This window comes from Cobetia sp. SIMBA_158 (assembly GCF_046566945.1).
Classification (GTDB): domain Bacteria; phylum Pseudomonadota; class Gammaproteobacteria; order Pseudomonadales; family Halomonadaceae; genus Cobetia; species Cobetia amphilecti.
The window spans coordinates 26,203-39,103 of the sequence record NZ_JAWJYL010000006.1; the positions used below are offsets into that span (position 1 = coordinate 26,203).

The 12,901-nt window shown below is 65.8% G+C and carries 9 protein-coding genes; all 9 read left to right on the top strand.

The features are described from left to right. Window positions 1–119: 119 nt before the first annotated feature. The 9 genes from fghA (at window position 120) to R2R70_RS11030 (ending at window position 12,845) form a co-directional block, all read left to right on the top strand. Window positions 120–983 (top strand): S-formylglutathione hydrolase, encoded by an 864-nt coding sequence (gene fghA, locus R2R70_RS10990; RefSeq protein WP_410977998.1) that lies wholly within the window; start codon window positions 120–122, stop codon window positions 981–983. 687 nt (window positions 984–1,670) lie between these two features. Continuing rightward, window positions 1,671–2,852 (top strand): GlxA family transcriptional regulator, encoded by a 1,182-nt coding sequence (locus R2R70_RS10995; RefSeq protein ID WP_043333766.1) that lies wholly within the window; start codon window positions 1,671–1,673, stop codon window positions 2,850–2,852. A gap of 293 nt (window positions 2,853–3,145) precedes the next feature. Next, window positions 3,146–3,907 (top strand): monofunctional biosynthetic peptidoglycan transglycosylase, encoded by a 762-nt coding sequence (mtgA, locus tag R2R70_RS11000; protein WP_082388235.1) that lies wholly within the window; start codon window positions 3,146–3,148, stop codon window positions 3,905–3,907. 248 nt (window positions 3,908–4,155) lie between these two features. Further along, on the top strand, window positions 4,156–5,166 hold the full coding sequence (locus tag R2R70_RS11005; protein WP_052384560.1) for a dipeptidase: 1,011 nt from the start codon (window positions 4,156–4,158) through the stop codon (window positions 5,164–5,166). Window positions 5,167–5,265: 99 nt separating this feature from the next. Further along, window positions 5,266–5,802: a DUF5943 domain-containing protein gene (locus R2R70_RS11010; RefSeq protein ID WP_107335564.1), complete on the top strand. Its 537-nt coding sequence runs from the start codon at window positions 5,266–5,268 to the stop codon at window positions 5,800–5,802. 271 nt (window positions 5,803–6,073) lie between these two features. Beyond that, window positions 6,074–8,152: a dimethylglycine demethylation protein DgcA gene (gene dgcA / locus R2R70_RS11015; protein ID WP_043333738.1), complete on the top strand. Its 2,079-nt coding sequence runs from the start codon at window positions 6,074–6,076 to the stop codon at window positions 8,150–8,152. A gap of 89 nt (window positions 8,153–8,241) precedes the next feature. Then, window positions 8,242–10,452, top strand: a complete 2,211-nt coding sequence (locus tag R2R70_RS11020) for a (Fe-S)-binding protein (protein WP_410977999.1) — start codon at window positions 8,242–8,244, stop codon at window positions 10,450–10,452. Further along, a complete protein-coding gene (locus tag R2R70_RS11025) occupies window positions 10,449–11,903 on the top strand; it encodes an electron transfer flavoprotein subunit alpha/FixB family protein (protein WP_410978000.1) in 1,455 nt (484 codons plus the stop codon). Before R2R70_RS11020 ends, R2R70_RS11025 begins: the two co-directional genes overlap by 4 nt. Window positions 11,904–11,936: 33 nt before the next feature. Beyond that, window positions 11,937–12,845 carry an electron transfer flavoprotein subunit beta gene (locus tag R2R70_RS11030; RefSeq protein ID WP_410978001.1) on the top strand — a complete coding sequence of 303 codons (909 nt, stop codon included), beginning with the start codon at window positions 11,937–11,939 and terminating at the stop codon, window positions 12,843–12,845. The last annotated feature ends 56 nt before the right edge of the window (window positions 12,846–12,901 follow it).

The following is a 12,901-nucleotide window of genomic DNA, read 5'->3' on the forward strand; positions in this document are numbered from 1 at the left end:
CGGGGCTGAACTGCCGCCGGGCAACAGGGAAACACCTGTTGCCCGGTGAGGTCTGGAACGCGAAACGGCGTCGGCTTGCCGACGCCGTTTTCATGGGCGATATCACAAGGGAGAGCATGATGACCGCGACCGAACAACTCGAGCTGGTCAGCGCCAACAAGGTGCATGGCGGCTGGCTCAAGCGTTACCGTCACCGCAGCGGCAGCCTGGATTGCGACATGGTGTTCGCCATCTATCTGCCGCCCCAGGCCGAACAGGGCCCGGTGCCGATGCTGTGGTGGCTGTCGGGGCTGACCTGCACCGACGAGAACTTCATGCAGAAGGCCGGCGCGCAGAAGAAGGCGGCGGAGCTGGGCATCGCCCTGATCTGCCCGGACACCAGTCCGCGCGGCGTCAATCTGGACGGCGAAGACGACAGCTACGACTTCGGCAGTGGCGCAGGCTTCTACGTCAATGCCATCCGCGAGCCGTGGGCGCGTCATTACCGCATGTATGACTACGTCACCGAGGAGCTGCCGGCGCTCGTCAAGCGGCACTTCCCGGTGGACGGCGAGCGTGAGTCGATCTCCGGTCACTCCATGGGTGGCCACGGCGCGTTGATCTGCGCGCTGAAGAATCCTGGCCGCTATCGTTCGGTCTCGGCCTTCGCGCCGATCGTCAATCCGATGGCCTGCCCGTGGGGCGAGAAAGCCTTCAGTGGCTATCTCGGCGATGACCGCGCCCAGTGGGCGCAGTGGGACACCTGCGAGCTGGTCAAGCAGGCGAGCAAGAGCGGCGCCGCGCGTCAGGAGCTGTTCGTCGAGCAGGGCGAGAGTGATCAGTTCCTCGAGGAGCAGCTCAAGCCGGAGCGCCTGGAGGCGGTCTGCGCCGAGCTGGAACACCCGCTGGTCCTGCGTCGTCAGCCCGGCTACGACCACAGCTACTTCTTCATGGCCAGCTTCATCGATGAGCATCTTGCCTACCACGCGAAACACCTCCTTTGAGGTGTGAGTGTGGTCGCCGGTAGAAATGAAAAGGCACGCGAAACACCTGCTTTGAGGTGAGCCTCAGGCGTTGAGGTGTGAGTGTGCCAATCGCAGCTGATCGCTCGCCGAGCAGAGACACTGCGTGAAAGACAGAAACGACAGTCCCGCTATCGATTGATGGATAGCGGGACTGTCGTTTTTTCGTCATGAGAAGCAGAGTTTTTCAGAACCTCAAGGCATGAAGGCCCGTTTTGGTGGCGTTTGCTTATGCTGCGTCAGTAGTAGCCAACTCAGGCGTTATTCTGTGCCGTACGGCAACGATGATTTGCTGCACAGCGGCGATAAAGTCACTGCGCCAGGCAGGCGCGATGGTTTACTGTCGAGAGGTGGACAACGCACGACGTCCAGGCAGTGAATCACGACATCCCTGACGCTATCGGAATTGCAGAGGTCGCTTATTGACCTCCCCCTGATGGGGCCGATCGCCGATGTCGTCGCTGCTGGAGCCGACCCTCCGGGTTCGCTCCCTGCTGAGACCCAATAACGATAATACTGCGGACCCCTGCCGGCCTCATCAGGCCACGGGAGAGGGCACCACGAGGCCCCGGTCTGCCACTCAAGCAGATATAGAGAAGGACTCCCCTCATGGCATTGACCAGTGGCCGTTTCGCCCGCCCGTACGAAGCTCACTCATCCGCTGCAGGAATGGCCGGCGAGACGCGCCAGCCGCAGACCATCGGCTTCCTGCTGCTCGACAGCTTCACGCTCATCTCGCTGGCCTCGGCGGTGGAACCGCTGCGCATGGCCAATCAGCTGGCCGGACGCGAGCTGTACCGCTGGTATACCGTGACGCTGGAAGGCGCCCCCGTGCGTGCCAGCGATGGCCTGCAGGTCACGCCCGATACCTCCACCGAGGCCTGCCCGCCGCTGGATATCGTCATCGTGTGCGGTGGCGTCGGCATCCAGCGCTCCGTGCATCGTCCGCATGTCAGCTGGCTGCAGGCCCAGGCGCGTGCCGGCCGCAAGCTGGGTGCCGTCTGCACCGGCAGCTGGGCGCTGGCCCAGGCGGGGCTGCTCGAAGGCCATGAGACAAGCATCCACTGGGAGTGTCTGGCCGCGATGCAGGAAGCCTTCCCGCGCGTGCCGTTGACCACACGACTGTTCTCCATCGATCAGGACCGCGCCACGGCCTCCGGCGGTACCGCGCCGATGGACATGATGCTGACCATGATCGGTCGCGAGCATGGCCGCGAGCTGGCGGCGGGCATCTCCGAGATGTTCATCTGCGATCGCGTGCGTGGCGAGCAGGACCAGCAGCGCGTGCCGCTCAAGCATGTGCTGGGCACCACCCAGCCCAAACTGCTGGAAATCGTCGCGCTGATGGAAGCCAATCTGGAAGAGCCCATCGGGCTGGACGAGCTGGCGCACTATGTCGATGTCTCGCGCCGTCAGCTGGAGCGGCTGTTCCAGCGGTATCTGCACTGCTCGCCGTCGCGCTACTACCTCAAGCTGCGCCTGACCCGCGCGCGTCAGCTGCTCAAGCAGACGGCGCTGTCGATCATCGAGGTGGCCTCGGCCTGCGGCTTCGTGTCCACGCCGCACTTCTCCAAGTGCTACCGCGAGTACTTCGGCATGCCGCCGCGTGACGAGCGCATCGGTGGCGAGCGCAGTGTCAGCGTGCTGGAGGTGCCGTGTCGCGCCGATGGCGATCATCAGCTGACCGGTGTCGCCAGTCTGGAAGGGCTGCTGCACCAGTCGATCGGCCAGAGCATGGTCGGCAATGCGCCCCTGCAACCGGCCAGCGAGTCCCCCGTCTCCTCGGCGATTCTGGCACTGGCCAATGCGCGCGGTGAGCCGACCTACGCCAGCGTGCGCCTGCAAGGCTGATGCCTGCCGACTGACACCAGCCTCCCGCAATGTCCAACGCCTCTGCCGCTCCGGCAGGGGCGTTGTCGTTTTCACAGGAGCCACCGGCACGCTCTGGTACACTCGAAGGCACCAGGAAGCAGTAGCTGACACGACAATGGCTCGGCGGCGGAATGACGCTCCACGACACGCACGACAGGGGACGGCAAGGGATGGCACGAGGACAGCAACGCAGGCAGGAAGGCACGGAGCGTGTGGCGGGTGTGCGGCGCGGGGCGACACGCCGCCCGGCGCCGCGTGCCGGCATGCGCCCGATGGAGCGCCTGCGCTGGCTGGCGGTGTGGGCATTCAAGGTCGTCGCCTGCTGGATGGTGGCCTGCATCGGCCTGGTGGTATTGCTGCGCTTCGTGCCGTTGCCGGTGTCGATGGTGATGCTGGAGAAGTGGGGCTATGGCCTGGTCACCGGCGAGCCGATGGCACTGCAGCATGACTGGGTGCCGATGGAGCAGATTTCCAACAATGCCCGTCTGGCGGTGATCGCCTCGGAAGACCAGAAATTCCCCGATCACTACGGCTTCGATGTCGATCAGATCGTCAAGGCCATCGATGCACGGCTGGCCGGTGAGCGTCTGCGTGGCGCCAGTACCATCAGCCAGCAGACCGCCAAGAATGTCTTCCTGTGGAACGGGCGCAGCTGGGTGCGCAAGGGGCTGGAGGTCTGGTTCACCATCCTGATCGAGATGATCTGGCCCAAGGAGCGCATTCTCGAGGTCTACCTGAACGTCGCCGAATGGGGGCCGGGGGTCTTCGGCGTCGAGGCCGCGGCCGAGCATCACTTCAATACCGATGCCGCCAGCCTTTCCGCCTATCAGGCCAGTCTGCTGGCGGCGGTATTGCCCAACCCGATCCGCTTCAATGCCGGCAAGCCCTCGGCCTATATCCAGCGTCGCGCCAGCTGGACGCGCCGTCAGATGAACAATCTCGGCATGGGCTACTTGAAGCGTCTGGAGCAGCCGCGTGGCTGGCTGAGCTGGGACCTGCTGCCTTCGCTCAAGGAGCTGTCCCCCGCGCATTGACCGGCCTGACGCTACACCATCGGCTGTCCCACGACGCCCCGGCTCTCTCGAGTCGGGGCGTCGTCGTTTCAGAAACGACAGCCCTGACGCGATTCGATAGCCACGGGTCGCATCTGGCGTCAGAGGGGAAAGAGGGCAGGACTATGCTGGCACAGCCTGCTGGAGATCGTGTTCCGGCAGGCCCTGTCCGCCGGGTACGGGCAGTGACCTGACTTCCAGAGCCGCCTGCCCAGCGCCGGAGCGACATGATGTCCGAATTCTCCTCCTCCTTCGGTGGGTCCGATGCGGCCCGCGCCCTGCACGATGACAGCATCGTCATCGATGGTCTGGTGATCGCCAAGTGGCAGCGCGAGCTGTTCGAGGACATGCGCAAGGGCGGTCTGACCGCTGCCAACTGCACTGTCTCGGTCTGGGAAGGCTTCCAGGCGACCGTCAACAACATCGTCAAGAGCAACCAGCTGATCGCCGAGAGCAGTGATCTGGTCTGTGTGGCCCGCACGGCCGCCGACATCCGCGCCGCCAAGGCCGCCGGCAAGACCGGCATCATCTACGGCTTCCAGAATGCCAACGCCTATGAAGACCAGATCGGCTATGTCGATGTCTTCAAGCAGCTCGGCGTGGGCATCGTGCAGATGTGCTACAACACCCAGAATCTGGTCGGCACCGGCTGCTACGAGCGCGACGGCGGCCTGTCCGGCTTCGGCCGCGAGATGGTCGCCGAGATGAACCGCGTCGGCGTGATGTGTGATCTCTCCCACGTCGGCTCGAAGACCTCCGAGGAAGTCATCCTCGAGTCCAAGGTACCTGTCTGCTATTCCCACTGCGCGCCGGCCGGTCTCAAGGACCACCCGCGCAACAAGTCCGACGCCGAGCTGCGCTTCATCGCCGAACACGGCGGCTTCGTCGGCGTCACCATGTTCACCCCCTTCCTCAAGGCCGGCGTCAACGCCACCGTCGACGACTACGTCGAGGCCATCGAATACGTGATGAACCTGGTCGGCGAGGATGCCATCGGCATCGGCACCGACTTCACCCAGGGTCACGGCCAGGATTTCTTCGAGTGGTTGACCCACGACAAGGGCTACGCCCGTCGTCTCACCAACTTCGGCAAGATCGTCAATCCGGAAGGCATCCGCACCATCGGCGAGTTCCCCAATCTGACCGAGGCGCTGCTGCGTCGCGGCATGAGCGAGCATCAGGTACGCAAGATCATGGGCGAGAACTGGCTGCGCACGCTGGAAAATGTCTGGGGCGGCTGAGTCTGGCTGCCTGTGCCCTTTATTGATCGCTCTTACTTGATCTCTCTTTCCTGATCTCTTTTTTGCAATTCCCTCAAGCCCCCTTTGGAGGACACCGACATGAGCAAGATGGCCCCTGAACTGCCGATCGAAGTGGATAGCGAGACTGGCGTCTGGACGTCCGATGCGCTGCCGATGCTGTACGTGCCGCGCCACTTCTTCATCAACAACCATGTCGCGGTGGAAGAGGCGCTGGGCGTGGAGAAATACGCCGAGATTCTCTATCACGCCGGCTACAAGAGCGCCTGGCACTGGTGCGAGAAGGAAGCCGAGCTGCATGGCCTGGTCGGCGTGGAAGTCTTCGAGCACTACATGAAGCGCCTGTCGCAGCGTGGCTGGGGTCTGTTCATCACCGAGGAGATCGATCTGGAGCGCGGTACCTGCAAGGTGCGCCTGGAACACTCCTGCTTCGTCTATCAGCAGGGCAAGACCGGCACCAGGCTCGAGTACATGTTCACCGGCTGGTTCGCCGGCGCGATGGACCAGATTCTGGCTGCGCGTGGCAGCGAGCTGCGCACCGTCGCCGTGCAGACCCAGAGCGGCGGTGAGGAAGGCTGTGACGTGGGGTATTTCGAGGTCGCTCCCGGAACAGTGTGACGTTTTCGGATCCGCCACTCTCTATTACATGGCTCGGGTCAAGGCCCAGGCCCGGCCCAGGCAAAAGGCAACAGCGCAGGCCGGCTGCCCGATCATCTCTCTGTCACGACACTCACCACCCACAACAACGACAACGCAACGCCTGAGCGCCGCCTTTCCTGACATGCAAGACGCCTGACACCGACCCCGCCGCCACGAGTTTCGACCCGAGGCGCGGGCAGGCCAGGCCAGCGTGACGAGGCGGCGCTCTCCCCGGCGAGGAGCTCTCACCATGGCATTCGACGCACTCTTCCAGCCGATCGAGATCGGCAAGCTGACCATCCGCAACCGCGTCGTCAGTACCGCCCACGCCGAGGTGTATGCCACCGATGGCGGCATGACCACCGAGCGCTACGTGCGCTACTACGAAGAGAAGGCCAAGGGCGGGTGTGGCCTGTGCATCTGTGGTGGCTCCTCGGTGGTCTCCATCGACAGCCCGCAGGGCTGGTGGAGCTCCGTCAATCTGTCGACCGACCGCATCATTCCGCATTTCCAGAATCTGGCCGATGCCGTGCACAAGCACGGCGGCAAGATCATGATCCAGATTACCCACATGGGCCGTCGCTCGCGCTGGGACGGCTTCGACTGGACCTCGCTGATGTCACCGTCCGGCATCCGCGAGCCGGTGCACCGCTCCACCTGCAAGACCATCGAGGTGGAGGAGATCCAGCGCATCATCGCCGATTTCGCCCAGGCGGCGCGGCGCGCCAAGGAAGGCGGCCTGGACGGCGTCGAGCTGTCCGCCGTGCACCAGCACCTGATCGACCAGTTCTGGAGCCCGCGCGTCAACAAGCGCACCGATGAGTGGGGCGGCAGCTTCGAGGGCCGCATGAAGTTCGGCCTCGAGGTGCTCAAGGCGGTGCGTGCCGAAGTCGGCGACGACTTCGTGGTCGGCATGCGCATCTGTGGCGATGAATTCCATCCCGATGGCCTGTCACACGACGACATGAAGCAGATCGCGGCCTATTACGACGCCACCGGTCTGCTCGACTTCTTCGGCGTGATCGGCTCCGGCTGTGATACCCACAACAGCCTCGCCAACGTCATTCCCAACATGTCCTACCCGCCGGAACCCTTCCTGCACCTGGCGTCCGGCATCAAGGAAGTCGTCTCGATTCCGGTGATCCACGCCCAGAACATCAAGGACCCCAACCAGGCCGAGCGCATCCTGGAAGGCGGCTATGTCGACATGGTCGGCATGACCCGCGCCCACATCGCCGACCCGCACATCATCGCCAAGATCAAGATGGGCCAGCTCGACCAGATCAAGCAGTGCGTCGGTGCCAACTACTGCATCGACCGCCAGTATCAGGGCCTCGACGTGCTGTGCATCCAGAATGCCGCCACCTCGCGCGAATACATGGGCTTGCCGCATCAGATCGAGAAGACCAGCGGCCCGGTGCGCAAGGTCGTCATCGTCGGCGGCGGTCCGGCCGGCATGGAGGCGGCCCGCGTGTGCGCCGAACGCGGCCACGACGTGACGCTGTTCGAGGCCCGTGACGAGCTGGGCGGTCAGATCACCATCGCGGCCAAGGCGCCGCAGCGCGATCAGATCGCCGGCATCACGCGCTGGTATCAGCTGGAACTGGCGCGCCTGAAGGTCGACCTGCGCCTGGGCACGCGGGCCGATGAGGCCACCATCCGTGATCTGCGTGGCGATGTGGTGATCCTTGCGGTGGGGGGGCGTCCGTTCATGGACCAGTTCGCGTCCTGGGGCTACGACGAAGATCCGGCCAAGAGCCTGATCGTCTCCTCATGGGACGTGCTGGACGGGCGCGTCGCGCCGGGCAGCAACGTGCTGATCTACGACAGCATCTGCGAGTTCTCCGGGGTCTCGGTGGCCGACTATCTGGCCGACAAGGGCGCCAGGGTCGAGATCGTCACCGACGACATCAAGCCCGGTGCGGCGGTCGGCGGCACCACCTTCCCGACCTACTACCGCAGCCTGTATGCCAAGGAAGTCGTGATGACCTCCGACATGGTGCTGCATGAGGTCTATCGCGAGGGCGAGGGCCTGGTGGCGGTGCTCGAGAACGAATACACCGGCACGCTGGAAGAGCGCGTCGTCGATCAAATCGTAGTCGAGAACGGCGTGCGTCCGGATGAGGCGCTCTACTACGCCTTCAAGGACGGCTCGCTCAACAAGGGCCAGATCGACGTCGAGTCGCTCTACGCCATCAAGCCGCAGCCGTGCCTGAGCCAGGCCACCGAGGGCAATGATTACCTGCTGTTCCGCCTCGGTGACTGCAATGCACCGCGCAACACCCACGCCGCCATCTATGACGCCCTGCGTCTGTGCAAGGACTTCTGATGACGTGATTTGCCGAGCCGGCCGTGCCTATGCCGCCGGCTCGGCAGTCGTCCGGTCGACAGCGGGCTTGAAGAAAGAGGGTGAGCAGCATGAATGACACGATCTTGTCGGTATTGATCTTCGCCGCGCTGGCGCTGGCTGCGATCGGCGCGGTCAAGCGCATCGGCCTGTGGCGCCAGGGGCGGGCGGACGCCACGTCCATGAGCATGGGAGAGCTGATCGCGAGCCTTGCCAAGGTGCCGCGCCGTTACGGGGTGGACCTGCACCACGTGGTCGCGCGGGACCGCTATATGGCCAACACCCACGTCGCCACCGGGGGCGGCTTCGTGGCCGCGGCGCTGCTGATGGTGGTGGTCTACGGCTTCGGCATCGACTCCGCCTGGCTGGGCGTCTTGCTGCTGCTGGCCAGTGGCGCGATGTTCGGTGGCGCGCTGTTCGTGCGTCGTCGTCGCCTCGACCCGCCGGCACGCCTGTCGCGTGGTCCGTGGATGCGTCTGCCCAAGAGCCTGCTGGTGTTCTCCGCAAGCCTGTTCGTGATGAGTCTGTCACTGGTGCTGCCGGAAGGCGTCGGCGGCATGATCTCCGGCGGTATCCTCGGGCTGGTGCTGGTAGTGGGCATCGCCTGGGGACTGCTCGAGATGATCGTCGGCATGACCGGCGGCGGCTCGCGCATCACCGGGCCGATGAAGCATGCCTTCGCCGGTGCGCTGCATCTGGCCTTCCATCGGCGTCCGGCACGTTTCAGCACTCGTGACAGTGCGGGCATCCGCGACAGCGCATTGCTGCCGCTGGACCTGACCAACCCCGAGGCACCGCTGGGTGTCGGCAAGCCGTCCGATTTCAACTGGCGTCAGCTGCTGGGCTTCGATGCCTGCGTGCAGTGCGGGCGCTGTGAAGCGGTGTGCCCGGCGTTCGCGGCCGGTCAGCCGCTCAATCCCAAGAAACTGATCCAGGACATGGTGGTCGGCATGGCTGGTGGCAGCGATGCCGCCTATGCCGGTTCGCCCTATCCGGGCGATGAGCCCAGACGCGCGCCCGGCCAGCATGGCGGCGGCCCGCAGCAGACCATCGTCGGGGCCTCTCCGCATGCTCGCCCGGCAACTCAGGCCGTTGCCTCTGATAGCCAGACCGTTGCCTCTGGACCGATCCAGATCAAGGCGGCACCGGGTGCTGCGGGTGAGGCGACAGATGGCGACAAGCTGATCCACGAATTCAAGGTACTGGTCGAGCCGGAAACCCTGTGGGCCTGCACCACCTGTCGCGCCTGCGTCGAGGAGTGCCCGATGATGATCGAGCACGTCGATGCCATCGTCGACATGCGCCGTCACATGACGCTGGAACAGGGCGCGACGCCGGGCAAGGGTGTCGAGGTGCTCGACAACCTGATCGCCACCGACAACCCGGGCGGCTTCGCGCTCGAAGCGCGTCTGCATTGGGCGGCGGATCTCGACCTGCCGCGCATCGCCGAGCTGCAGGCCGCCCGCGAGGCAGCGCGTGATCCGCGTCCGGTGGAAGCGCTGCTGTGGCTGGGCGATGGCGCCTTCGACATGCGCAACCAGCGCACGCTGCGCGCCTTCGTGCAGGTGCTGCGCGCCGCCAGGGTCGATTTCGCCATCCTCGGTGCGGAAGAACGTGACAGTGGCGACGTGGCGCGTCGTCTGGGGGATGAGGCGACCTTCCAGTCGCTGGCCACCCGCAATATCGCCACCCTGTCGAAGTATCGCTTCGCGCGCATCATCACCTGCGATCCGCACAGCTTCCATGTGCTGGGTCGTGAATATGCCGCCTTCGGTGGCGACTACCTCGTCAACCACCACACCAGCTACATGAACGAGCTGCTGGCGGCGGGTCGTCTGAGCCTCGATGCCACCAGACTGGCCACGCTCGGCGCGGTCACCTGGCACGACCCCTGCTATCTGGGTCGCTACAACGGTGAATTCGAGGCGCCGCGTAGCTTGTTGGCGGCGCTGGGACTGGAAGTGCGCGAGATGCAGCGCTCCGGTTTCCGCTCGCGCTGTTGCGGCGGCGGCGGTGGCGCGCCGGTGACGGACATCCCCGGCAAGCAGCGTATCCCCGACATGCGCATGGGCGATGTGCGCGAGACCGGCGCCGAGGTGGTGGCGGTCGGCTGCCCGCAGTGCACCGCGATGCTGGAAGGCGTGGTGGCTCCGGCCGGTGAAGCCGAACCCCAGGTGCTGGATCTGGCGGAACTGATGGCGCGGGCGCTGGTACTGGAAGCGTCCACGCAAGGCTTGGCGGCGTCGACCACGCAGCCCACTGACGCGGAGGTGGCGGCATGACGATTCCCGTCGATCCACACGCATCCGAGCGCGAGTCACTGCCACGCCGTGACCCGCGTCTGGAGCAGCAGGCACGCAATCGCCTGCACCCGCAGCATCTCATCGCGCTGCAGGCGCTGGGCCGCGGCGCGGCAGCCCCTCAGGAACGCTGGATGGGCCCGCAGGGCGTGATGCGTCGCGACCCGCACGTCGGCCACTTCATCGCCGCCAATGGTCGCAAGCGCATCGACCGCAGTGGCCGCTCCGGGCCTGCCGCGGCGGGTGCCGGTCAGCCCGCGGTCGTGGCCAAGGCGCGCGTGCTGCCGCTGGTCGAGATCGCATCACCCGCCTTCCTGATCGCGGTGGTGCCGGACATGACCGGTGGGCGACTCTCGAGTCACGACCGCGATGTGCTGGGGCTGGCGCGTCAGATCGCCGATGCCGACCCCGCCCATCAGGGTGCGGTACTGGCCGTCACCTTCGGCACGCTGCGTGAGGATGGTGACGCCGCCGACAGTGTCGGGCTCGGTGCGGCGGGGGCCGATCGCTGGCTGCACTTCGCCGATACTCTCCACGATGGTTATGCGCCGCTGGCCCAGTTGGCGGAGCTTGAGGCCATCGATGGCAAGCTGGCACCACGGCTGTGGTTGCTGCCGGAATCCCGCACTGGCGGCGGCGAACGCGGCCGACGTCTCGGTGCGCGCCTGCTGTGCCAGGGCGATGCGCTGGCGCGGCCCAGCGGCAATGCCTATCAGCTCGACGGCGAGCTTGCCGCCATCGGGCGTGGCGAGCTTGCCGAGGTGAACGTCACCGGGCGCAGCGGCAATGGTCAGCAGGATCTGACCCGCCCGCTGACCCGTATCGTGCTGTGCGAGGCGGAATGCGCCGAGCCGGTAGAAGATGTGCGCCACGCCGCGCTGCCGCTCGAGTGGGAGGCGGCCAGCACCGCGCGCTCCGTGCCAGACGTGATCGAAGATCTTGGCCCGGTGGCCGTCGACCCCTCCGCGATCGCGCTGGGCGAGGCCGAATTCATTCTCTCGGCGGGCAACGGCATTCGCGACTGGGATGGCTTCCACCGTGCCGCCAGCCTGCTGGGGGCCACCGAAGGCGCCTCGCGGGTGGCGGTGGATGACGGCTTCATGCCGCGTGCCCGCCAGGTCGGAGCCACCGGTACCTGGGTGACGGCGCGGGTCTATGTCGCGGTGGGCATCTCGGGGGCCATCCAGCATCTGCAGGGCATCCAGCGCTGCGACAAGGTGGTGGCCATCAACACCGATGGCGGCTGTGACATGGTCAAGCGTGCCGATCTTTCGGTGATCGGTGACGCCGGAGCGATTCTCGCCAGTCTCTGTCAGCAGCTCGAGGCCGAACGCAGTGCCGGCGGTGATGCCTCGGCGGCGGGTCAGGCGCCTGCCGCGACCGCTACGTCACCCAGTACGTCATCCGCCACGCTTGCCGCCGACGCGGCCTGAACTCGCGCCCGCGACAGGGGAAAGGAGAAGAACATGAAGGCAGAACGTTCATCCGTTGCGCAGCAGGACTCGGCACCGCTTGAGGTCGTGAGCCTGGTATCGCTGGGGCAGCACCCGGTTTCGGGGCGTCTGCGGCGCGCCGAGCAGGACGCCCGCGCCCTGGAACTGTGTCTGGCGCTGGAGCGTCAGTCGGCACCCGGTGCCGTAAGCCTCAGCGCCTGGCACGCCAGTGGCAGCGAGATCGCGCCCGGCGGCGAGCAGGATCAGGCGCTACGCGGCTATCTGGGCATGGGGCTGGAGTCGTTGACGCTGGTGACGCCGAATGCTCCTGGCGCTGACCCGCTCAAGGCTGCTGATCCGCAGGCGGCTGTTATTGATCAACCGGTCATCGATGTCTGGCCGCTGCTGGTCACGCGCCTCAAGCAGGCGGCACCGCAGCTGGTGGTGTGTGGCGGCCAGGGCGAGACCGGTGAGGGCAGTGGCCTGCTGCCGCATCTGCTGGCGGAGAGCCTCGGCTGGCCGCTGGTGGAGGGTATCGTCGCGATCGAGAGCTGCGATGGCGCGCATCTCACCGCCTTGCAGGCGCTGCCGCGTGGCCAGCGGCGACGGTTGCGCGTGAAGCTGCCGGCGCTTGTCAGTGTCGATTCCGCGGCGCCGGCGGCGCGTCAGTCGGCCTTCGCGCCGGCGCGCCGCGGGGAGCTTTCTTCGCTGGCCAGCGGCGAGCTTGTGCATGATGCGCAGGCCGAGACCTTCAGCGTGGCCCCGGCTCGCAAGCGTCCCAAGCGCTTGAAGCGCATCAAGGCGACCAGCGCGCGGGACCGCTTCAAGGCCGCGGCCGCCAAGGCCGAAGGGGGTGGTGGCAAGCGTCTGGAAGGCGTGAGCGCCGAGGAGGGCGCGGCGGAAATCCTCAAGCTGCTGCGTGAGGAAGGTGTGCTGCGCTGAAGTCACGCAGACGGTAAAAAGCCCCTGTCAGCTCGGCTGGCAGGGGCTTTTTCATG

Coding starts and splice junctions, on each gene's coding strand:
- fghA (WP_410977998.1), top strand. CDS start 120: ATGACCGCGACCGAACAACTCGAGCTGGTCAGCGCCAACAAGGTGCAT.
- R2R70_RS10995 (WP_043333766.1), top strand. CDS start 1,671: ATGGCCGGCGAGACGCGCCAGCCGCAGACCATCGGCTTCCTGCTGCTC.
- R2R70_RS11010 (WP_107335564.1), top strand. CDS start 5,266: ATGAGCAAGATGGCCCCTGAACTGCCGATCGAAGTGGATAGCGAGACT.
- dgcA (WP_043333738.1), top strand. CDS start 6,074: ATGGCATTCGACGCACTCTTCCAGCCGATCGAGATCGGCAAGCTGACC.
- R2R70_RS11020 (WP_410977999.1), top strand. CDS start 8,242: ATGAATGACACGATCTTGTCGGTATTGATCTTCGCCGCGCTGGCGCTG.
- R2R70_RS11025 (WP_410978000.1), top strand. CDS start 10,449: ATGACGATTCCCGTCGATCCACACGCATCCGAGCGCGAGTCACTGCCA.
- mtgA (WP_082388235.1), top strand. CDS start 3,146: ATGGAGCGCCTGCGCTGGCTGGCGGTGTGGGCATTCAAGGTCGTCGCC.
- R2R70_RS11005 (WP_052384560.1), top strand. CDS start 4,156: ATGTCCGAATTCTCCTCCTCCTTCGGTGGGTCCGATGCGGCCCGCGCC.
- R2R70_RS11030 (WP_410978001.1), top strand. CDS start 11,937: ATGAAGGCAGAACGTTCATCCGTTGCGCAGCAGGACTCGGCACCGCTT.